General features: G+C 56.3%; 18 protein-coding genes, 1 pseudogene and 1 other annotated feature. Of the genes and pseudogenes, 2 read left to right on the top strand and 17 right to left on the bottom strand.

The features are described from left to right. Positions 1 to 188: 188 nt before the first annotated feature. The gene (locus OHJ17_RS00095; RefSeq protein ID WP_004151520.1) at positions 189 to 911 is read left to right on the top strand and encodes a GntR family transcriptional regulator; all 723 of its coding nucleotides are present in this window, start codon (positions 189 to 191) and stop codon (positions 909 to 911) included. On the opposite strand, the gene OHJ17_RS00090 is transcribed toward OHJ17_RS00095, so the two are convergent. The 4 genes and pseudogenes from OHJ17_RS00090 to ibpA form a co-directional block, all read right to left on the bottom strand. Continuing rightward, complete coding sequence (locus OHJ17_RS00090) at positions 903 to 2,564, bottom strand: putative transporter (protein ID WP_015959172.1); 1,662 nt, start codon at positions 2,562 to 2,564, stop codon at positions 903 to 905. The two genes, OHJ17_RS00095 and OHJ17_RS00090, sit on opposite strands and share 9 nt — an antisense overlap. Before the next feature lie 101 nt (positions 2,565 to 2,665). Next, positions 2,666 to 3,488 (bottom strand): annotated as a pseudogene (gene dinD, locus OHJ17_RS00085) (DNA damage-inducible protein D). A 136-nt stretch (positions 3,489 to 3,624) separates the two neighbouring features. Continuing rightward, complete coding sequence (gene ibpB, locus OHJ17_RS00080) at positions 3,625 to 4,053, bottom strand: small heat shock chaperone IbpB (protein ID WP_004181593.1); 429 nt, start codon at positions 4,051 to 4,053, stop codon at positions 3,625 to 3,627. A 116-nt stretch (positions 4,054 to 4,169) separates the two neighbouring features. After that, positions 4,170 to 4,583: a small heat shock chaperone IbpA gene (gene ibpA, locus OHJ17_RS00075; protein ID WP_004151523.1), complete on the bottom strand. Its 414-nt coding sequence runs from the start codon at positions 4,581 to 4,583 to the stop codon at positions 4,170 to 4,172. Then, positions 4,577 to 4,652, bottom strand: a sequence feature (ROSE (Repression Of Heat Shock gene Expression) occurs in the 5'-region of heat shock genes and acts as an RNA thermometer to modulate expression.). (Overlaps the previous gene by 7 nt.) 245 nt (positions 4,653 to 4,897) lie before the next feature. Here ibpA and OHJ17_RS00070 point away from each other — a divergent pair. Beyond that, entirely contained in the window at positions 4,898 to 5,230 is a 333-nt protein-coding gene (locus tag OHJ17_RS00070; RefSeq protein ID WP_004151524.1) for a YceK/YidQ family lipoprotein, read from the top strand. A 1-nt stretch (position 5,231) separates the two neighbouring features. On the opposite strand, the gene OHJ17_RS00065 is transcribed toward OHJ17_RS00070, so the two are convergent. The 13 genes from OHJ17_RS00065 to dnaA form a co-directional block, all read right to left on the bottom strand. Beyond that, positions 5,232 to 6,458, bottom strand: coding sequence for a DUF3748 domain-containing protein (locus tag OHJ17_RS00065; protein ID WP_032433707.1), 1,227 nt, complete (start codon positions 6,456 to 6,458; stop codon positions 5,232 to 5,234). 51 nt (positions 6,459 to 6,509) lie between these two features. Next, positions 6,510 to 7,847, bottom strand: a complete 1,338-nt coding sequence (locus OHJ17_RS00060; RefSeq protein ID WP_015875263.1) for an MFS transporter — start codon at positions 7,845 to 7,847, stop codon at positions 6,510 to 6,512. Positions 7,848 to 8,024: 177 nt separating this feature from the next. Beyond that, positions 8,025 to 9,173, bottom strand: coding sequence for a galactonate dehydratase (gene dgoD / locus OHJ17_RS00055; RefSeq protein WP_032433708.1), 1,149 nt, complete (start codon positions 9,171 to 9,173; stop codon positions 8,025 to 8,027). Continuing rightward, complete coding sequence (locus tag OHJ17_RS00050) at positions 9,170 to 9,787, bottom strand: 2-dehydro-3-deoxy-6-phosphogalactonate aldolase (protein WP_004181595.1); 618 nt, start codon at positions 9,785 to 9,787, stop codon at positions 9,170 to 9,172. The genes dgoD and OHJ17_RS00050 overlap by 4 nt, the downstream gene beginning before the upstream one ends. Next, positions 9,771 to 10,649, bottom strand: coding sequence for a 2-dehydro-3-deoxygalactonokinase (locus OHJ17_RS00045; RefSeq protein WP_032433709.1), 879 nt, complete (start codon positions 10,647 to 10,649; stop codon positions 9,771 to 9,773). The genes OHJ17_RS00050 and OHJ17_RS00045 overlap by 17 nt, the downstream gene beginning before the upstream one ends. Next, positions 10,646 to 11,335: a D-galactonate utilization transcriptional regulator DgoR gene (dgoR, locus tag OHJ17_RS00040; RefSeq protein WP_004210724.1), complete on the bottom strand. Its 690-nt coding sequence runs from the start codon at positions 11,333 to 11,335 to the stop codon at positions 10,646 to 10,648. The genes OHJ17_RS00045 and dgoR overlap by 4 nt, the downstream gene beginning before the upstream one ends. A gap of 229 nt (positions 11,336 to 11,564) precedes the next feature. Then, complete coding sequence (locus OHJ17_RS00035; protein WP_023279351.1) at positions 11,565 to 12,698, bottom strand: BamA/TamA family outer membrane protein; 1,134 nt, start codon at positions 12,696 to 12,698, stop codon at positions 11,565 to 11,567. Further along, a complete protein-coding gene (locus OHJ17_RS00030) occupies positions 12,695 to 13,777 on the bottom strand; it encodes a porin family protein (protein WP_031592731.1) in 1,083 nt (360 codons plus the stop codon). Before OHJ17_RS00030 ends, OHJ17_RS00035 begins: the two co-directional genes overlap by 4 nt. Positions 13,778 to 13,926: 149 nt before the next feature. Continuing rightward, positions 13,927 to 14,739, bottom strand: a complete 813-nt coding sequence (gene yidA / locus OHJ17_RS00025; protein WP_004151530.1) for a sugar-phosphatase — start codon at positions 14,737 to 14,739, stop codon at positions 13,927 to 13,929. A 201-nt stretch (positions 14,740 to 14,940) separates the two neighbouring features. Beyond that, a complete protein-coding gene (gene gyrB / locus OHJ17_RS00020; protein WP_004173845.1) occupies positions 14,941 to 17,355 on the bottom strand; it encodes a DNA topoisomerase (ATP-hydrolyzing) subunit B in 2,415 nt (804 codons plus the stop codon). Between the two features lie 28 nt (positions 17,356 to 17,383). Further along, positions 17,384 to 18,457 carry a DNA replication/repair protein RecF gene (gene recF / locus OHJ17_RS00015; protein ID WP_004150293.1) on the bottom strand — a complete coding sequence of 358 codons (1,074 nt, stop codon included), beginning with the start codon at positions 18,455 to 18,457 and terminating at the stop codon, positions 17,384 to 17,386. A 138-nt stretch (positions 18,458 to 18,595) separates the two neighbouring features. Further along, positions 18,596 to 19,696, bottom strand: coding sequence for a DNA polymerase III subunit beta (gene dnaN, locus OHJ17_RS00010; RefSeq protein ID WP_004151533.1), 1,101 nt, complete (start codon positions 19,694 to 19,696; stop codon positions 18,596 to 18,598). A 4-nt stretch (positions 19,697 to 19,700) separates the two neighbouring features. Further along, entirely contained in the window at positions 19,701 to 21,104 is a 1,404-nt protein-coding gene (dnaA, locus tag OHJ17_RS00005) for a chromosomal replication initiator protein DnaA (RefSeq protein ID WP_004151534.1), read from the bottom strand.

Raw genomic sequence — 21,104 nt, 5'->3', positions numbered from 1 at the left:
GATTCGTGATCCCATTCATGGTTTTAATTTGGCCAAAGTTGTCTACTTCTATAACAAAAGTTAGACATCGATAAGTCAGGCAGCGAAATTAACTTAATGAATGTGTCTTAATTGATTGTAATTAAACTACTTTTTTAGAAAAAAGAGCACAAAGCGACATCCCCTTTTACTGCACAAGAGGACTACTGGTGATCTACAAATCCATTGCTGACCGCCTGCGGCTGCGGCTGAATTCCGCCGACTTCGCCATCGGCAGCCCGCTACCAGGAGAGAAAAAACTGGCCGAGGAGTTCGGGGTGGCGCGCATGACTATTCGCAAAGCCATCGATCTGCTGGTGGACTGGGGATTGGTTGTGCGTCGCCACGGCTCGGGAACTTACGTGGCGCGTAAAGACGTCCATCATGAAACCAGCAATCTGACCGGCCTGGCGGAAGTGCTGCGCAAGCAGGGTAAAGAGGTGGTGAGTCAGGTGCTGGCCTTCGAGGTGATGCCCGCCCCGCCGGCCATCGCCAGTCTGCTGCGGATTAAAATTGATGAACGGATCTACTTCTCGCGGCGGGTGCGCTACGTCGACGGCAAGCCGCTGATGCTGGAGGATAGCTATATGCCGGTGAAGCTGTTCCGCAACCTGTCGCTGAGTCATCTGGAAGGGTCGAAATTTGATTATATTGAGAAAGAGTGCGGGATCATCATCAGCGGGAACTATGAAACGCTGACGCCGGTGCTGGCGGACAAGCAGCTGGCGCGCTCAATGAACGTCCCGGAGCAGACGCCGCTGCTGCGTATTACCTCCCTTTCCTACAGCGACAGCGGCGAGTTTCTTAACTATTCGGTCATGTTCCGCAACGCCAGCGAGTATCAGGTGGACTATCACCTGCGCCGCGTCCAGGCGCAAAGCCCGCTAGCTTAGCCCCCAGAACAGCACGGCGAGTAGCTGCGGGGTGATAATGCGCAGGAACATCACCAGCGGATAGACGGTGGCATACGAGAGCGCCGCTGCGCCGCTGGTGGCGTGCAGGTTGTTGGCGAAGGCCAGCGCCGGCGGGTCGGTCATGGAGCCGGCCAGCATGCCGCACAGCGTCAGATAGTTCATTTTCGCCAGCATGCGCGCGAGGACGCCCACCGTCAGCAGCGGGATGGCGGTGATGAAAATACCGTAAGCGATCCAGCTCAGACCATCGCCCTGGGTCAGGGTGGCGACAAAGTCACCCCCCGATTTTAGCCCGACCACCGCCAGAAACAGCACTATCCCCAGCTCGCGCAGCGCCAGGTTGGCGCTCGGCGGCATAAACCAGTACAGCTTGCCGATACTGCCGATACGCCCAAGGATCAGCGCCATAATCAGCGGCCCACCGGCCAGTCCCAGCTTCAATGCTGCAGGGAAGCCGGGAATAAACAACGGGATAGATCCCAGCAGTACCCCGAGTCCGATGCCGATAAACACCGGCAGCATCTGGACCTGCTGCAGCTTCTGCTGAGCGTTACCCAGTTCGGCGGCCACGGCGTCAATTGCCTCCGGACGGCCGACCAGGTTGAGGATGTCACCAAACTGCAGGCTGGCGCTGCTGCTGGCTACCAGCTCGACGCCTGCCCGGTTAAGCCGGGAGATCACTACGTCATAGCGCTGTTTGACGTGCAGATCGCGTATTTTCTTCCCCAGCACTTTTTCGTTAGTGACCACCACCCGCTCCACTTTCAGATCGGTGCCGCGCGTCGACAGCGAGGTCGCCACCTCCTGGCCTATCACCAGCTGCGCATTGTGCAAATCCTCAGGTCGCCCCACCAGGTGCAGCAGGTCGCCAGCCTGGATAAGGGTGCCCGGCGCAGGCACCATCAACAGCTCACCGCGTTTCAGCCGCGAACAGACGATGTTGTCGTTGTTGAGCATCGGCACATCCTGAATCGCCATCTGGTTGAGGTTGGGGTTTTCCACCCGCACGTTGATGGTGTGTAAATGGGCGTGGCCGTTACCGCTGCTCTCCTCAAACCGCTGGGCCTCTTTCTCGACATTGATGCGAAAGAACAGACGCACCAGCCACATGGTCAGCAGAATGCCGCAGATGCCGAACGGATACGCCATCGCGTAGCTCATCCCCATTTGATCGACCACCTCGAACGGTACGCCGAGATCGCGCAGAATTTGCTGCCCGGCCCCCAGCGCTGGCGTGTTGGTCACCGCACCGGAGAAGATACCGAGCACCACCGGGAGAGGAATATTGAACAGTTTATGCAGCACCGCGGTCACCAGGCCGCCGAGGATAACGATAAGAATAGCGAACAGATTGAGCCGCAGGCCAGAGACCCGCAGCGAGGCGAAAAAGCCCGGCCCCACCTGAATACCGATGGTGTAGACAAACAGGATCAAGCCGAATTCCTGAATAAAATGCAGCATCGGGCTGCTGAGGGCGACGCCCGCCTGATCGACAAAGTGGCCGACGATAATGCCGCCAAATAACACGCCGCCAATACCAAAGCCAACGCCGCGGATTTTGACATTGCCGATCCACAACCCAACCACCGCCACCAGCGCCAGCACGCTGACCGTCAATGCTATCTCACTCATGGTACCGTCCCTGTGAATAACATTATTATTAACAGGGATTATGACCGCGGCCAGGCGGATTGTATGCCGCCTGGCGCACAATAATCATGGAGTAAGATACGCTACTCAGGCGCGTTCTTATTTTTCGCTGCGATAGTGAGTTGCTGAATACTTTTCTCCGGGGAAGGAAGTGCTTCAGGCATAGTGCCACCCAGGTCTTTAATAGTCTGGCGTACTTTTTGCCCTACGTCATAATGCGTTTTGTTGGCGAGTTGCTTCGAATCAACCGCGTCCCGACGTAGTTTTTCTTCCGTTTGGGTAGCACGAAACAGGTTGGCCGCGGCTCAGTCGATCCCATATAGTCGAGTATTTTTTGGCTTTTCTTTAGGCCCTTACGCTCATGGATTGCTTTTTGGTCAAGACCACCATAGAGACCTTTATAACCATGGTTTTGAAAGACAGCAAAATCAAGAGTCGTCTCAACACCAGCACGTTGGGCCGTTTCAACCAGATGTTTATTATGCTCTTTGAGCTCATTGCGCAGGAACAGTCGCTTTTCATCCTCTCGTAGAGACTTAAATATTTGATCATCTTGCAATTCCTGGCGCCGGGTTTGCAAGGCAAAGTACGTTTGCCCCGCAGCAATCACCGGTTTCGACGGATCGCCATTTTGCACTACCAGATAGCAGGCGTAGCGTGAGAGGTGGAAATCTTCAAGATTCCTGCTGGCGCCAGAACCTAATTCGACCATTTTGTTGGTTTCAACAAAATGGTCTGCCGAGGGATGACCACTCGCCTCACATGAAATTATCGCTTTTGCAATGACCTTATAAAAATTCCGCCACTCTTTATAGTCAAGCAGGGGACCAAGGTTGCGGCAGACCAATACTCCCGCCCCGCCTCATCGCTCTTTCTAATCGCTTCAAATGGCTGCTGTTCGTTCATAACGTATCCTTGTTTGAGTGAGTCCCAAAGTATGATTGTTTTTTAAACTGAAACACCCGTTGCAGCAAGGAAGTTTATTGTGCTCTCGCACACAAAAAAGCCCCGAAAATCGGGGCCTTATAAGTTATTCGCTTAATTAACTATTTAACGCTGGTCGTTCGCTGATGGCGATACGCTGCGGGGCGATCTGCTCAGGCTCATTGCGGGTCAGATCGATATGCAGCAGGCCATTGGTGAAGGTCGCGCCAGAGACCTCCATGTTGTCGGCGAGGGTGAAGCTCAGGCTGAAGGCCTGGCTCACCAACCCCTGGTGCAGCCATGTGGTCTCTTTTTCCGCCTGCTGCGGCGTGCCTTTCACCACCAGACGGGTGCCTTCCAGTTGAATATCCAGATCTTCCTGACGGAAACCGGCCAGCGCAAGGGTAATGCGGTAGTGGTTATCGTCGCTTTTTTCGATGTTATAGGGCGGGAAGCTTTGGCTTTCACCGGCGGTTTGCAGGGCGCTGGCCAGTTTGTCAAAACCGATCCATTGACGCAGCAGGGGGGATAAATCGTAGTTACGCATACTGTTTTCTCCTTCTAAGAAGCGAGTGAATACCTGCGAATTCTGTAAATTCGCATCTGCTCCCTGACGGCGAGCAGGTTGTTACATCAGGCCGCCACGCGGCCTGAAACGGACAATTAGTTGATTTCGATGCGGCGCGGCTTGTTCGCTTCCGGGATCACCCGTTCCAGATCGATATACAGCAGGCCGTTCACCAGATTGGCGCCGCGGACGTGAATGTTTTCCGCCAGCTGGAATTTGCGCTCGAAGTTGCGCTCGGCGATCCCCTGATACAGGTAGGTCCGCTCTTTCTGCTCGGCGGCGTGGGCGCCTTTGACGATCAGCAGATTGTCCTGGGCAGTGATCTCCAGCTCGCTTTCAGCAAAGCCAGCCACCGCGATAGCGATGCGATAGTGGTTTTCGTCTACCAGCTCGACGTTATACGGAGGGTAGCCGCCGTTGCTCTGGCTTTGATTGTTTTCCAGCAGGTTGAACAGGCGGTCGAAACCAATGGCTGAACGATATAGCGGGGAAAGATCGAAGTTACGCATAGTAAATAGCTCCTGAAAATCAGCGAGAATCAAATGACCTTCCATCGTGGACAGGCCGCGGTAATCCGGAATACCCCTCAGGCGTATTCTCAGTGGGTTACACCTATAAAATGGGTTTCTCCCCGTGCTTTTCAAGGGATTGAGGGCAATTTTTTTTGCAGTTTATCGATGATTGCTTAGACTGGGTGGAGGAGCACAAAAAGCAAAGTGCGATGCCCGCCACAGTGCGGCGCAATAACACTATGCATTCACGGGATGGCCCGATATAACCGCTGAAAGGTTATCTCAACGCCCGAAACGACAATGGAAGAACAATGAAAAGCAGACGACTGTTAAAGCTGGTCCTGTTCAGCGGGATAATAAGCCTGAGCGGTTGCTCCAGCGTAATGTCACATACCGGTGGCAAAGAGGGAACCTATCCGGGCACGCGATCCAGTGCGCAAACGCTGGGGGACAGCGATACCAACTGGGGTGTGAAATCGCTGGTGGCGCTGGACATGCCGTTCACCGCCGTCATGGATACCCTGCTGCTGCCGTGGGATATGTTCCGCACCGACAGCTCCATCAAATCTCGGGTCGAAAAGAGCGAGAAGGCTACGCTGGCGACCAACTCGGTGATCCCGCCAGCGCCGATGCCTGCCCAGTAAGTTATCGTCCGGTCTGCGTAACCCACAGCTGACGATAACCGTCCACCTCCTCCATCCAGGCAATCTGTTTACCGTCTGGCGAAAAGACGATCGCGTCCGCCGAGGGCGCATGCGCATGCGTATCGGTTAAAAAGGTGATATCTCCCGTACCGGCATGGCAGCAGGCAATCCGATCCTCCAGCGCAAAACCCAGCCACTCTCCCGACGGATGCCAGTTAAACGCCGACTGGATACCCGACGCGTGATGCGTCAACTGCCGCGGCTCGCCCCCCTGCGGGGAAATAAGCCACAGCTGCACTACGCCGGCGTCGTCGCGCATCAGAAAGGCTATCGCCGTCGCCTGGGGATTGGCGCGCACCCAGTGGCGCGGGACGTTCACCAGTCCCGGGTAGCGGCGATGGTGGGTGAAGGTCAAACGACGCTGGCTGACGCCCGCCGGCGGCGCCGGCATTGTGGTTGCGGTACCGGCCAGCGGCGCCCCGCCAGGCTGCTTCCAGCCGGCTTCATCCTGCGGCAGATCGACAATAAACAGCTCAGGCACTTTATCGCCATTTTCCGCCAGCGTATCGCCAATAAACGCCAGAGTATGGTTCCCGACCCAGCCCTCCTCATAGGCGCGATTAATCTCATCGCTGCCCGGCGCGGGTGCCGGCGTCGTGCGGCTTACCAGCACGCACCAGTGGCTGCCGCCATATTCGCGCGGATGCTGTCCCTGCGGCGTCACCGGTCCATAGGGCGCCGCCACGCCGACGTTGCGCAGATCCAGCGCCGGATCGCGCTCGTGCAGCAAGTGATCGTTGTAGGTAAAACTGACAAACTGACCGTTGGGGCTATAGACATGGACGTGGCTGCCGCCGCGCAGCGCGCCGGGCGTGTAGGGGGGGGTAATGTCCATGGCGTCCAGATTCTCGACAGCCCCCTGAAAGGCCACCACCCCGCGGCGATGATGAAAATCATACTGCCACTGCGCATCCGGCCGCTCGGGGCCATGAATAAACACATAGCGCTCCTGGGTTGGATGCACGGTTACCACGCCCACGTGCGCGCCCTGCGTGGCACGATAAATGGTCTCCACAGTACCGCTGTTTACGTTCACTCGCTCAATGGTTTCGCCGGTAAACGATGCGCCGGACGGACGAACGTCGAATACCAGCCACTGGCTGTCGGGAGTCCAGGTATTAATATTGGTAAGCTGGTGATGACGGGGAGCAAAAGTGACTTGTTTCATGACGATACCCTGATGCGAGACTTACGCATCAGGGTAGCGTATCGCAAAAAATTAGCCTACACGTTTCACATCGCCGACCAGCAGGATATAAGACAGCGCGCCTATTAACGCCACCACGGAGATATAAACCAGCGCCGGGCCAAAGCCGTAATCCTGCGCCAGATAGCCAATCACCAGCGGGACGGTGATGCCGCCCAGGCCGCCAACAAAGTTAAACACCCCGCCGGTCAGGCCGATCAGGCGCATCGGCGCCAGGGAGGAGACCAGCGACCAGGTGATAGACGCAAAACCGTTACCGAAGAACGCCAGCGCCATCAGCGCCATGATCCAGATGGGGTCGTTGGTGTAGTTTGCCCCCATGATGCAGGTGGAGATCAACAGTCCACAGATGATCGGCGTTTTGCGCGCCACGCCCAGCGAGTAGCCTTTTTTCACCAGCTTATCCGCCAGCCAACCAGACAGCAGGACGCCAAAAAACGCGGCGAGGAAGGGCACCGTGGTCATAAAGCCGGCCTTCAGCGCGGTGATGCCTTTTTCCTGGGTTAAGTAGTTCGGAAACCAGGTCAGGAAGAACCACAGCGTCGAGGTTACCGCGAACTGTCCAAGGTAAACGCCAACCAGCTTGCGGTGAAAAACCAGCTTCCAGTCCGCTTTCGATAACGGTTGACGCGCCTCTTTCTTCACCGGCGCATCGCCATCCACCAGGCCGCCGCCGTCGCGGATATAGTCGAGTTCGGCTTTACTGATGCTTTTGGTCAGACGCGGCGGTTGATAAACCTTAAACCAGATCAGCGACCAGATAATGCCGATACCGCCGGTAACAATAAACACCCAGTGCCAGCTCAATAGCTCCTGGATCCAAATCAGCAGCGGCGTTAAGAAAGCCAGACCAACAAATTGCCCGGAGGTATAAAACCCGACAGCGGAAGCGCGCTCCTGCTCCGGGAACCAGCTGGTCACCATGCGGTTGTTGGTCGGGAAGGCTGGCGCTTCGAAGATGCCGGTAATAGCGCGTAAACCGATAAGCGACATTAATCCGGTGGCGAAGCCTTGTAGCAACGTGGCTACAGACCAGCCAAAGATGGCGATAAAGTAGGTAAGCCGGGATCCCACGCGGTCAAGGAACCAACCGCCCGGTATCTGGCAGAGGGTATACAGCCAGGCAAAGGCGGAAAATACGTAGCCCATTTCCGCTTTGCTAATACCAAACTCCTCCTGAATATGCGCCGAGGCGACGGCGAGGTTGGCGCGGTCAACATAACAAATAACCACGGTAATAAAGATCATGATTAGCGTCAAATAACGGCGACGCCCGGTTTTTACAGCGGTAACTGAAATATCCATCGCAATCTGTCTCCAGATTTTGGGCATAGCGAAGCCGCTCACCATGCCCGGTAATTTACAGAGGGTGTTTTTGTTTTTTATTAATAACTATGTTGCGATGCGCTAAATAATTCGTGCTGGGGAAAGGCGGCAAATTTTCGCATCCCTGGGAGCATACAATAGTATGTGACCAGGGTAAGAAAATGCAGCCAACGCATCACCAGTGCGAAGTATGACGCGCATTTACCATTCGGCGACAGAGCCATCCTCATACCGCCACAACGGATTTCGCCAGTCCGGCGCGTTTTTACTTAACTCAATCACGCGGGTCTCATCAATTTCCACGCCCAGCCCCGGCTTCATCAATGGTTTAAAGAAGCCGCCTTCCATATTGAAATCTTCTTTGTTTTTCACAAAATCAAGCAGTTCGGCGCCTTTGTTGTAGTGGATCCCCATGCTCTGCTCCTGGAGGACCGCGTTATGTGAAACGAAATCAACGTGCAGACAGGCAGCCAGCGCGATCGGCCCCAGCGGACAGTGCGGCGCCAGCCCAACGTCATAGGCTTCCGCCATGCCGGCAATTTTATAGCATTCGGTAATACCACCTGCGTGTGACAGATCGGGCTGTAAAATAGCCACCCCGCCCGCTTCCAGGACCCGTTTAAATTCAAAGCGCGAAAACATACGTTCGCCGGCGGCAATGGGAATATGCGTTTGCGCCGCCAGCCGCGGATAATATTCCGCCTGCTCGGCTAATACCGGTTCCTCAATAAATAATGGGCGATATGGCTCCAGCTCTTTAATTAATACCTTAGCCATCGGTGCGCTAACGCGGCCATGAAAATCGAGACCAAACTCAATTTCATTGCCAAACGCTTCGCGGATTTGCGCCACGGTATTCACCGCTGCGTCAACCGCGCGGGAATTATCGATGAGCCCCATCTCTTCGCAACCGTTTAATTTAAAGGTATCGAAACCAATGCCGCGCAGCTTCTTAATCCCGTCAATCACTTCAGCGGGACGGTCGCCGCCCACCCAGCTGTAGGCTTTAATTTTGTCGCGCACCAGCCCGCCCATCAGTTGCCAGACCGGGGCATTCAGGACCTTACCTTTAATATCCCATAACGCCTGATCAATTCCGGCGATGGCGCTCATCATAATCGGGCCGCCGCGATAAAAGCCGCCGCGGTACATCACCTGCCACAGGTCATTAATCCGCGCCGGATCCTGACCAATCAGGTAATCGCCAAATTCATGAACGGCGGCTTCCACCGTACGGGCGCGCCCTTCAATCACCGGTTCGCCCCAGCCGACAATGCCTTCATCGGTTTCAATCTTCAGGAACATCCAACGCGGAGGTAAACGGTACGTGGTGATATTGGTTATTTTCATTTCACTGCCTCTCGATACGCTTTTACGAATGCGGCTGCCTGCTGCGCGGTACGTTCAACCGGCTGGCCGGCACGATAGAGATCGCTACCCAGCCCAGCCCCCACACAGCCGGCATTAATCCACTGCGCCAGATTTTCTGGCGTCACGCCGCCGACGGCAAAGACCGGAACTTCCGGCGGCAGCACGGCTTTTAACGCTTTGATGTAATCCGGGCCAAAAGCTGATGACGGGAAAATTTTCAGCGCCTGCGCGCCGGCATCCAGCGCGCTGAAAGCTTCGCTGGCGGTGGCGCAGCCTGGACAGACGGTCATGCCGTAACCTACCGCCCGCCGGATCACTTCCGGCTGAATATTTGGCGTCACAATCAGCCGACAGCCCATGGCCGCCAGCCTGTCGACCTGTTCCGGTTGCAGCACGGTGCCCGCGCCGATAAGCGCCTGCTCGCCGTAAGCGTCGACGACCTGCGGAATACTTTTCTCCCACTGCGGCGAGTTCAGCGGGATTTCAACCGCGTCGAAACCGGCGTCGATAACAGCGCCAACGTGGGCCAGCGCCTCGTCTGGCGTAATACCGCGCAGAATAGCGATAAGCGGAAGGTTAGTTTGCCACTGCATAAGCGATGCTCCTTATTCCTGTCTGAAATGCCGTATCGCCCGCAACCGCAGTGACTTCGCGGCCAATGGCGCGGAATGCCTGCTGATAACGGGACGTTAACGATGACCCGGCGACGAGGGTTATCGCCTGCTGTCCGGCGAATGTGTCGCTAAGGGTGGCAACTTCAGCGCCAATCAGCAGGCCGGAAAGAAATTCGCTAACCTGCTCGCGAGGCAGCACGCCCAGCACGTGCGAAGCGCGCACTTCAAACAGCTGCGGCAGGACGGCGGGGTTGTTGATACCGCGCTGCAGACCGGCCGCGAATGCGTCGGCGGACATTTCCTGCGGCGGCAAGCCGGCCCCGATCAGCGAGTGCTGAAGCAACAGATGATGTAACTCACCGGTCAAAACGGTACGAAAATCGTGAATCTGCAGGCGATCGGCCAGTACCCATTTGCAGTGGGTTCCTGGCATCACATAGACAGACGAAGGGGCTAAGGCGCGTGCGCCCAGCAGTTGCGTTTCTTCTCCGCGCATGACGTTATAGTTATCGTCACGGCAAACGCAAAGGCCGGGAATTATCCAGATATTGTCGCCAACGGCAGTTAACTGCTGGCCAATATCCGAGAAAGCGGCTGGAAGCGGCAAATAAGGGGCATTTTTCCAGCCCACATTGCTGCCGACCATACCTGCCATCACCACCGGTGTGGCGCCATCGCGCCAGTGCTGTGTGATTTCCGCTAACACCGCAGCGGGAGATCGACCATTCAGGCGCGTTACACCTGCTTCAGATTGCCTGCTTTCCAGGCATTCTTCGCCCTGATAAATCCAGGCGCGTAAATTCGTCGATCCCCAATCTATTGCGATGTAGCGAGCCGTCATGTGATTTCCTTAAGCCTTCGTGTCGAGCTGGCGATCATCGTCAACGCCGCCTGCTCCGCCGCGTTGCTATCCTGATGCCGAATGGCGTCAAATAGCGCTTTATGTTCCTGGAGGGTTTTCGGCATGTTGCCTTCATCGCCCATCCAGGTCCGTTCAAATACCGCCCGCTGCAGCGAACTGATCGCCACGCTAAGCTGCTGCAAAACCGGGTTATGTACTGACTGCAGCACCGCCTCGTGGTAGCGAATATCCGCTTCGTTAAAGGCATCCCGGTTTTGGTTGTTGGCGATCATGTCATTGAGCGCCGACTCGATTTCCGCCAGATCGCTTGAGGTGGCGCGTTCCGCCGCCCAACGCGCGATGGCGGGTTCAACCAGGTTGCGCACTTCACTCATCGCGCTGATAAGACGCGGGTCATAGTCATTTTCCAGTACCCACTGCAGCACCTCGGTGTCGAGGTAGTTCCACTGGTTTCTGGGAGCGACAAACGCGCCGCGATAGCGCTTCATTTCAATCAGCCGCTTCGCCATCAGGGAACGAAACACTTCGCGGATGATGTTGCGCGAGGTTTCAAACTCCTCACAGAGTTCCGCTTCGGCCGGAAGCGCCGAACCCGGGACGTATTTACCGCTGACGATCTGTTTGCCCAGCGAGATCACAATGCGATCGGTCTTATTGAGAGTCATGGAGAGTCCTTGTGCTCTATGTGTACTGCTCTACTTTACCGTCGCTGCTGAATTTCGCCTCATGTTTGTACTACTAACGTGATGCTGTACGTTATCAACATGAGCTTAATGTAGTACAACATTATTGTGTTGTACTACAATTTGGATCACAAAAAGAACAATTCATGAAAATTAAAGCGCAGCGGCCCTGACAAGAGGCGATAAGAGAGAAAATTAAGGGGAGGAGGCGTTAAAACGCTTCGCCGACCTGGAAGTAAAAGCCGCTGCTGCCATTGCCGATACCGTAGTCGAGGCGAACATTAACGCGAGGTTTGAATTCAAAGCGGTAGCCAACGCCCGCCGAAGGCAGCCAGCGGCCATTATTCAGCGACGACAGTGAGGGCCCCATGGTTCCCGCTCCTGCCCAGGCGACAATCCCGTGCCGCCAGGTGAGCTGCCGGCGGTATTCCAGCTGGCCGCTGACGACGTTTTTATCCCGGTAGCGCCCCTGGTAGTAGCCGCGCATCCGTTCATCGCTGCCGAGCAGCGGCATCATGCTCCACGGTACCTCGCCCTGGGTGAAGGCGCCATCGGCCTCCCAGGCGAGCACGCTTTTCTCGCTCAGGGCATGATAATGGCTATAGTGCAGCTGAAATTCCTCAAAGCGGGTATCGCTACCTAATCCGGGCGCATAGTGGGTATAGCGGAGGTTGGCATACTGACCCCGGCGCGGGTTAGGGACAAAGTCGCGATCGTCCCAGTTGATATCGATGCTGGCGCCGGAGCTGAATACCGACGGTCCCTGTGGAGTGTTTTCTATCTTCGGCCGATCATCATGGTCCATCTCATCGGCATTCTGCGCCGCCAGCGACCATCCCGCCCCGAGATAAACATGATCGATAAGCTGCCGATAAAGGGTGGGTCGCAGGGTCAGTACCTGGGCGGTATACTTCTCTTTTTCATTGTCTTTATCCCCGGCATGAAAACCCTGCCCCCAATAATAAGTGGGCGTGTTGGCTATCGACCCTTCGACAAAAACGCGCCACAGATCACGATCGAAAAAGGTATAGTTTTTCACGCTGAGGCCAAAGGCGCCGGTAGAGCTGGCGTAGCCGCTGAGCGTCAGGGTCGAGTTCTGGCTGGTGGTATCCTGCGGGTCGGGACGATACAGGCCGACGACAGCGGTGCCAATGCCCAACCCTAGTTCCGGCGTATAGAACGGACCGGGCATCACGCCCCAGTCGATGCCTTTGCTGGCGTCGAACTTATCGCTGGCGCCGAGATGCTGCAGCCAGCCGTCGATTTTCTCGCGGCTGAGCGCCTCGGCCTGGCTGCCTGTCGGGCAGACCATCAGCAGCAGAAAAGTGATAAACAGTCGGCTCAAAAGCGATACTCGCCGGCAATAAAGAAACTGTTACGTTCGGCAAAGCCAAACTCGGTAGTAATATTAAAATTCTGCGTCAGCTCGTATTGCGCGCCCACCAGAACGTTCCATGGCGACTGCAGATGCTGCTTCACATCGAAGCGACCGTTATTGTCCTGGTTGGCCAGATTAACCATATTCTGCAGCATCGGCGACGGCATCGAGAGATCGCTGAGGCTGCCTTTAAACTCCTGCTGCACATCCTGATACATGCTGCCAACCCACAGATTTAGCTTTCCGGCGGGGAGATGCAGCGCATCGACCGATGGCGTACTGAAACGATAGCCAACGCGCGGCGAAAAGGTAAGCGCATCGATGCTGCCGTCGAGGATATCAAAGCGCGTTTGCGTGTAGTTGGCGTCCAGCACGGTAAACCAATTGCCGACGCCGCCCACCAGGGTGGTGCCCATCCCGTAGGTAGTACCTTTAAAATCGAGACGAAAGTCGAGATCCTGCATCCCCGGCAGGGGCACCACTTTACCGTTCGGTCCCTTCAGGCCGACAGCTATCTGCGAAATTGAATGCCCTTCGGTGTGCCCCACCAGGCCATAAACGTTCATAAACGGCAGCAGCCAGGCATCCAGCTTGAGCGTCTCGGTTTTGCTGCTTTCCCGCGTATGACCAACGCCAATCTGGAAAGAGTTATCCAGCGAGACCGGCCCATTAGCGAAAATGTTATTCACGGCGTGCTTGCAGACAGGATCCTTACCGCAATCGATATTGCGGCCATCCAGCGACAGCCCGGTGAAGTTTATGCTGTCGACATTAATATTCTGCCGCATATCCATATAGTTAATGCTGACGCCAAACGGCAGCGGCAGGACGTAGCCGCGCTTTCTGGCCTCATCGCCTAGCAAAGGGAGTAGCGAGGACGATGCTGCGGCCGCAGGCTGGCGACTTTCTGGCGCCGGCAGATCCGCGGGCTCTGCGCCGTGATAGGCATACGCCGGTTCGAGCGGCGCCGTTGGTTCCGCGGCCGCGCAAACCTGAACAGAGGCGAATGGCAGCGTAACCAACATCAAACGGTGGTATATATTCATGAAAAGTATGATGTTAGTTCTGAGTTGCTAAAAAGAGGGCGGGTAGCTTATAGAATCCCCTGCAAGGATTGAGGGATTTAAATGCGGATTAACATCTGTTCATGAAAAAAGAGAAGACAGACCCGGCGAACGCCGGGCCGGAAAGAAGTTTACGCTAAAACGTATTTTTCAATGGCGAAGGCAACGCCATCTTCAAGGTTCGATTTGGTGATGAAGTTCGCCGCTTCTTTGACCGCAGGAATGGCGTTATCCATTGCCACGCCGACGCCGGCAAATTCAATCATCGCGATATCATTTTCCTGATCGCCAATCGCCATAATCTCTTCCGGCTTGATGCCCAGCGCATCGGCCAGCGACTTCACGCCAGTGCCTTTATTGACGCGTTTATCCAGTATTTCGAGGAAGTAAGGCGCACTTTTCAGCACGGTGTACTTCTCTTTCACTTCCGCCGGAATACGGGCGATGGCCTGGTCGAGGATTGCCGGCTCATCAATCATCATCACTTTCAGCAGCTGGATCTCAGGATCCATTTTCTCCGCTTCGCAGAACACCAGCGGAATGGTTGCCACATAGGATTCGTGGACGGTGTAGTAGCTGATATCGCGGTTCGCGGTATACAGCGTATTGCGATCCAGCGCATGGAAGTGGGAGCCGACCTCGCGGGAGAGCTGCTCAAGGAAGCGATAGTCGTCATAGCTCAGCGCGGTTTGCGCGACGGTGCTTCCGTCACCAGCCTTCTGCACCAGCGCGCCATTGTAGGTAATGCAGTAATCACCCGGCTGCTCCATATGCAGCTCTTTCAAATAGCTGTGGACGCCAGCGTAAGGGCGACCGGTGGTCAGCACCACGTTAACACCGCGCTCGCGCGCCGCGGCGATGGCGGCTTTCACCGCTGGAGAGATGGTATGGTCGGGCAGCAGCAGCGTGCCGTCCATATCGATTGCAATCAATTTAATAGCCATAGGGTCCCCGGGTAAGATGAGTCTCCCCTCATGCTAACGCGATTCCGCTCAAAAAACAGTAAAAGTGTCGGCCAGAAAGGGGGATGGAACCGCAGCAGCGGATTCCTCTTTTAGCGGCAAAAGAAAAGCCCGATCGCGCGATGCGACCGGGCTTATACATCCTGTTGCCCCGGTAAAACTCGTTACCGGGAAACATGCGGCTTAAATATCGATATTCGCCGCTTTCAGGGCATTCTCTTCGATAAACGCGCGACGCGGCTCAACGGCATCGCCCATCAGGGTGGTGAACAGCTGATCGGCAGCGATGGCATCCTTGACGGTCACGCGCAGCATGCGACGGCTGTCCGGATCCATGGTGGTTTCCCACAGCTGATCCGGGTTCATCTCGCCCAGACCTTTATAGCGCTGGATGGAGAGACCGCGACGGGACTCTTTCACCAGCCAGTCCAGGGCCTGCTCGAAGCTGGCTACCGGCTGACGACGTTCGCCGCGCTCGATGTAAGCATCTTCTTCCATCAGGCCGCGCAGTTTCTCGCCCAGGGCACAAATACGACGATATTCCGGCCCCATAATGAACTCGTTATCCAGCGGATAGTCGGTATCCACGCCGTGGGTACGTACGCGAATAACCGGCTCAAAATGCTGCAGTTCTTTGTTCTCGTGGAGATCGAATTTCCACTGGCTGCCGTGCTGTTCTTTCTCGTTCAGCTCGGAGACCAGGGTGTTCACCCAGCGGGTCACCTTCTGCTCGTCCGCCAGGTCGGCCTCGGTCAGGGTCGGCTGATAGATAAGCTCTTTCAGCAGCGCTTTCGGGAAGCGGCGCTCCATGCGGCCAATCATTTTCTGGGTGGCATTGAACTCGGCAACCAGTTTTTCCAGCGGTTCGCCCGCCAGCGCCGGCGCATTGGCGTTGGTGTGCAGGGTCGCACCGTCGAGCGCGATGGAGATCTGATACTGATCCATCGCTTCGTCGTCTTTAATGTACTGTTCCTGCTTGCCTTTCTTCACTTTGTACAGCGGCGGCTGGGCAATGTAGACGTGGCCGCGCTCGACGATCTCCGGCATCTGACGATAGAAGAAGGTCAACAGCAGGGTACGAATGTGCGAGCCGTCGACGTCCGCATCGGTCATGATGATGATGCTGTGGTAGCGCAGTTTATCCGGATTGTACTCATCGCGACCGATACCGCAGCCCAGCGCGGTGATCAGCGTCGCCACTTCCTGGGAAGAGAGCATTTTATCGAAGCGGGCTTTCTCAACGTTAAGGATTTTACCCTTCAGCGGCAGGATCGCCTGGTTCTTGCGGTTACGACCCTGTTTAGCAGAGCCGCCCGCGGAGTCCCCTTCCACCAGGTACAGTTCGGACAGCGCCGGGTCGCGCTCCTGGCAATCCGCCAGTTTGCCCGGCAGGCCTGCCAGATCCAGCGCGCCTTTACGACGAGTCATCTCACGGGCGCGACGTGCGGCCTCACGGGCGCGCGCGGCGTCAATAATTTTGCCGACCACGATTTTCGCATCGGATGGGTTTTCCAGCAGGTATTCGCTCAGCAGTTCGTTCATCTGCTGCTCCACCGCCGATTTCACCTCGGAGGAGACCAGCTTGTCTTTGGTCTGCGAGGAGAATTTCGGATCCGGCACCTTCACGGATACCACGGCAATCAGGCCTTCACGCGCATCGTCGCCGGTGGCGCTGACTTTCGCTTTTTTGCTGTAGCCCTCTTTGTCCATATAGGCGTTAAGGGTACGGGTCATCGCCGCGCGGAAGCCGGCGAGGTGAGTACCGCCGTCACGCTGCGGAATGTTGTTGGTAAAGCAGTAGATGTTTTCCTGGAAGCCGTCGTTCCACTGCAGGGCCACTTCCACGCCGATACCGTCTTTTTCGGTGGAGAAATAGAAAATATTCGGGTGGATCGGCGTTTTGTTCTTGTTGAGATACTCAACGAACGCCTTGATGCCGCCTTCGTAGTGGAAATGGTCTTCTTTGCCGTCGCGCTTATCGCGCAGGCGGATAGAGACGCCGGAGTTCAGGAACGACAGCTCGCGCAGGCGTTTCGCCAGGATGTCATATTCAAATTCGGTGACATTGGTGAAGGTTTCCAGGCTTGGCCAGAAACGCACCATGGTGCCGGTTTTGTCGGTTTCGCCAGTCACGGCCAGCGGTGCCTGCGGCACACCGTGTTCGTACATCTGCTTGTGAACTTTGTTATCGCGCTGGATAACCAGCTCCAGCTTCTGCGACAGGGCGTTAACCACCGAGACGCCTACGCCGTGCAGACCGCCGGAAACTTTATAGGAGTTATCATCGAATTTACCGCCAGCGTGCAGGACGGTCATGATAACTTCCGCTGCGGAGACGCCCTCTTCCGGGTGAATGCCGGTCGGGATGCCGCGGCCGTCATCCTGGACGGAGACGGAGTTATCGCTGTGGATGGTGACAACGATATCTTTGCAGTAACCCGCGAGCGCTTCGTCGATAGCGTTATCCACAACCTCGAATACCATGTGGTGCAGACCGGTGCCGTCATCCGTGTCGCCGATATACATACCCGGGCGCTTACGCACCGCATCCAGCCCTTTCAGGACTTTGATACTGGAGGAGTCATAAGAATTCGACATCAACGTTTCTCGCTCATTTAATCTTGGGTTAATCCGTTATTTTACCTTTTTCCACGCGGAACATCTTCGAATTTTTGTCCGACATGTCCATAACGTGTTCAGCGCTGATCGCGCTGACGAAAACCTGCGACTGCGTCGCTTTCAGGCGGCTGGATAACAGACCGCGGCGGGCATCATCAAGTTCCGAGGCAAAATCATCTATCAGGTACAGGCAGCGCCGCCCGCTGACGCGGGTGAGGAACTCTCCTTGCGCCAGACGCAGGGCGCACATCAGCAGCTTAAGCTGCCCGCGCGACAAGGTATCTTCCACCGGCGCCCCGTCGGCGCGAATGCGAAAATCCGCTTTATGCGGGCCGTGGGCGGTGTAGGTTAACATTCTGTCGCGCTCGAAATTCCGCTCCAACACCTCCGCGTAGTCGGTCTCTTTTTCCCAGCCGCGCTGGAAAGAGAAGGTGAGCGTGAATTCCGGTAAAAATTGCTGACAGGTATCCGCCATGTCTTCGACGATAGCGGCGCTGTATTCGGCACGCCAGCGGCTGATCTGCTCCGCCAGCGGGATTAATTCCAGATCCCAAGGCCGCAGCTGGGCATAGCGACTGACCTGACGCAGCGCGGCGTTGCGCTGCTTGACCAGGCGCTTCAGATTGCTCCAGGCGGTGAAGAATCCGGCTTCGTTATGAAAGCATCCCCAGTCAAGGAATGCTCTTCTGTATTTGGGGCCGCCGTTGAGTAAAGTAAACCCCTCCGGGGTAATCAGCTGCATCGGCATCAGGTGCGCCAGCTCCGCCACTTTGTGGCCGTCGGTGCCGTCGATACGCACCTTGCTGTCGCCCTGTTTGTCTTTGGTCAGGCCGATGGCGGTTTCCCGCTCTTCGCCCTGTAAACGCCCATGCAGAACAAACGCATCCTGCTCGTGGCGGATCACCCGGCCAATTTGCAAACTGCGAAATGCCCGGCCGTGGCCAAGCGTATAGATAGCTTCCAGCACGCTGGTTTTGCCGCTGCCGTTCGCGCCAACCAGGAAGTTAAAGCCGGGAGATAAAGCGAGATCCGCATGTTCAATATTGCGGAAGTCTTTGATTAGAAGTCGGGATAGCGACATATCAGCTCATAACCAGGGCGTTATCGGCGCAGTTAGTCTGGTTTCGGCCAGCGCGCAGCAACCGGAGCGTACTAAAGTACGTGAGGATTGCGAGCACTGCCCGGAGCCAGAATAACAAGCAAGATAGCCCGATATTTTCTACAGCCGCATAGGCATGACGACATAGGCTGCGGATTGCGAAGCCGCATCCTCAATCTGCACGCTCGACACCGAATCCGTCAGCAGAATGCGTACATTCTCGCACTTCAGCGCATTCAGCACATCCAGCACATAGCTAACGTTGAAGCCAATCTCCATCTCCGTTCCGGCGTAGGTCACATCCAGAATCTCTTCCGCTTCTTCCTGTTCCGGGTTATTGGCGGTGATTTTCAGCTGGTTTTCGCTAACGTACAGCCGCACGCCGCGGAATTTCTCGTTGGAGAGAATCGCCGCGCGCGCAAAAGCCTGCTTCAGAATATCGCAGCCCGCTTCGAGGTGTTTATCCGGATTTTTCGGCAATACGCGGCGATAATCCGGGAAACGGCCATCAACCAGCTTAGAGGTGAAGATAAAATCGCCAACGTGGGCGCGGATATTGTTGCTGCCAATCTGCACGCGCAGCGGGATATCCCCGCCGTCGAGCATCCGCATCAGCTCAATCACCCCTTTACGCGGCACGATCACCGAATGGTTCGGCAGCGACGCTTCCAGCGGCATCGAACAGACCGCCAGGCGGTGACCATCGGTGGCCACCGTGCGCAGTTCGCTGCCTTCGGTTTCAAACAGCATGCCGTTTAAGTAGTAACGAACATCCTGGTGCGCCATCGAGAACTGGGTGGCTTCGATCAGACGCTTCATGGTCGCCTGCGGCAGGGTAAACTCCACTTCACTCTGCCAGTCATCCAGATTCGGGAAATCGGCGGCGGGCAGGGTCGACAGCGAGAAGCGGCTGCGGCCGGAACGCACCAGCATGCGATCGCCTTCCAACTGAACCGCGATCTCCGCGCCTTCCGGCAGGCCGCGGCAGATATCAAAGAATTTCCGTGCCGGAACGGTCGTTGCGCCCGCTTCGTGCGGCTGAACCAGCGCCACGCGCGCCACCATCTCCATTTCAAGATCGGTACCGGTCAGCGACAGCGCGCCCTCCGCGACCTGAAGCAGCAGGTTACCGAGAATGGGCAGCGTCGGACGACCACCTAACGGACCGCTCACCTGTTGCAGCGGTTTTAATAAATGTTCACGTTCTACGGTAAATTTCATAGCGTCACGAGGATAATGTTCTGATTAAATTGGAAAAATCTTCTTTAATGTCGTGGCTTTCTTCACGCAGCTGCTCAATCTTGCGGCAGGCGTGCAGCACGGTGGTATGGTCTCGGCCGCCAAACGCATCGCCGATTTCCGGCAGGCTGTGGTTGGTCAGCTCTTTGGCCAGCGCCATCGCCATCTGGCGAGGACGCGCCACCGAACGGGAGCGGCGTTTGGACAGCAGATCCGCTACCTTAATCTTGTAGTACTCCGCCACCGTCTTTTGAATATTGTCGATGGTGACCAGTTTTTCCTGCAGCGCCAGCAGATCGCGCAGCGCTTCGCGCACGAAATCGATGGTGATCGCCCGGCCGGTGAAGTTGGCGTTGGCGATAACGCGATTCAGCGCCCCCTCCAGCTCACGCACGTTCGAGCGCAGACGCTTGGCAATAAAGAACGCCACTTCGCCCGGCAGGCGGATGTCGTTCTCGTCGGCTTTTTTCATCAGGATCGCGACGCGGGTTTCCAGCTCCGGCGGCTCGATCGCCACCGTCAGCCCCCAGCCGAAGCGGGATTTTAGACGATCCTCAACGCCGTTGATCTCTTTTGGATAACGATCCGACGTCAGGATGATCTGCTGATTACCTTCCAGCAGCGCATTGAAGGTGTGGAAAAACTCTTCCTGGGATCGTTCTTTATTGGCAAAGAACTGAATGTCATCGATCAGCAGGGCGTCAACGGAGCGGTAGTAACGCTTAAACTCTTCGATGGCGTTGTTCTGCAGCGCTTTAACCATGTCCTGAACGAAACGCTCGGAGTGCATATAGACCACTTTCGCGTTCGGCTTACGCGCCACAATGCCGTTCCCCACCGCGTGCAGCAGGTGAGTTTTACCCAGACCCGTCCCGCCATAGAGGAACAGGGGGTTGTAGGCGCCGCCCGGGTTATCCGCCACCTGACGCGCCGCCGCGCGGGCCAGCTGGTTAGATTTACCTTCGACGAAGTTATCAAACGTGTGTTTCACGTTAACGTTAGAGCGGTAGGTCGGCTCCGCCGGCGCCGGGACATTATCCCAGCCAGGGCGCACGATCGTCGGCGCCGCGCGCGCGGTCTGCACCTGCGCCGCCGGAATGGCCGCCGCAGCCGGGCTTACCGCCCCTTTCTGCAGCGAGCTGGCGGGCTTAGCGCCCACCTCAAAACGCAGCTGCGGGGCGTCCGCACCGCAAAAATCATTGAGGAGTCCATTGATATTATTGAGGTATTTGTCCCTTACCCAGTCGAGCACAAAACGGTTTGGCGCATACAGTGCCAGCGTGTTATCGCTCAGTTCCGCCTGCAATGGGCGGATCCACATGCTGAATTCTGTGGCTGGTAACTCATCCTGCAATCGGGCAAGACACTGCTGCCAAAGCGAAAGTGACAC

Origin of the sequence: Klebsiella sp. KP20-425-1 (genome assembly GCF_025813515.1) — a bacterium.
Classification (GTDB): Bacteria; Pseudomonadota; Gammaproteobacteria; order Enterobacterales; family Enterobacteriaceae; genus Klebsiella; species Klebsiella pneumoniae.
This window is presented reverse-complemented; position numbering and strand designations above follow the sequence as displayed.

Excerpts from the sequence above, each read along its gene's own strand:
- OHJ17_RS00090 (WP_015959172.1), bottom strand. The coding sequence starts at position 2,564 with ATGAGTGAGATAGCATTGACGGTCAGCGTGCTGGCGCTGGTGGCGGTG.
- ibpB (WP_004181593.1), bottom strand. The coding sequence starts at position 4,053 with ATGCGTAACTACGATTTATCCCCCCTGCTGCGTCAATGGATCGGTTTT.
- ibpA (WP_004151523.1), bottom strand. The coding sequence starts at position 4,583 with ATGCGTAACTTCGATCTTTCCCCGCTATATCGTTCAGCCATTGGTTTC.
- OHJ17_RS00070 (WP_004151524.1), top strand. The coding sequence starts at position 4,898 with ATGAAAAGCAGACGACTGTTAAAGCTGGTCCTGTTCAGCGGGATAATA.
- OHJ17_RS00065 (WP_032433707.1), bottom strand. The coding sequence starts at position 6,458 with ATGAAACAAGTCACTTTTGCTCCCCGTCATCACCAGCTTACCAATATT.
- OHJ17_RS00060 (WP_015875263.1), bottom strand. The coding sequence starts at position 7,847 with ATGGTGAGCGGCTTCGCTATGCCCAAAATCTGGAGACAGATTGCGATG.
- dgoD (WP_032433708.1), bottom strand. The coding sequence starts at position 9,173 with ATGAAAATAACCAATATCACCACGTACCGTTTACCTCCGCGTTGGATG.
- OHJ17_RS00050 (WP_004181595.1), bottom strand. The coding sequence starts at position 9,787 with ATGCAGTGGCAAACTAACCTTCCGCTTATCGCTATTCTGCGCGGTATT.
- OHJ17_RS00045 (WP_032433709.1), bottom strand. The coding sequence starts at position 10,649 with ATGACGGCTCGCTACATCGCAATAGATTGGGGATCGACGAATTTACGC.
- dgoR (WP_004210724.1), bottom strand. The coding sequence starts at position 11,335 with ATGACTCTCAATAAGACCGATCGCATTGTGATCTCGCTGGGCAAACAG.
- OHJ17_RS00030 (WP_031592731.1), bottom strand. The coding sequence starts at position 13,777 with ATGAATATATACCACCGTTTGATGTTGGTTACGCTGCCATTCGCCTCT.
- yidA (WP_004151530.1), bottom strand. The coding sequence starts at position 14,739 with ATGGCTATTAAATTGATTGCAATCGATATGGACGGCACGCTGCTGCTG.
- gyrB (WP_004173845.1), bottom strand. The coding sequence starts at position 17,355 with ATGTCGAATTCTTATGACTCCTCCAGTATCAAAGTCCTGAAAGGGCTG.
- recF (WP_004150293.1), bottom strand. The coding sequence starts at position 18,457 with ATGTCGCTATCCCGACTTCTAATCAAAGACTTCCGCAATATTGAACAT.
- dnaN (WP_004151533.1), bottom strand. The coding sequence starts at position 19,696 with ATGAAATTTACCGTAGAACGTGAACATTTATTAAAACCGCTGCAACAG.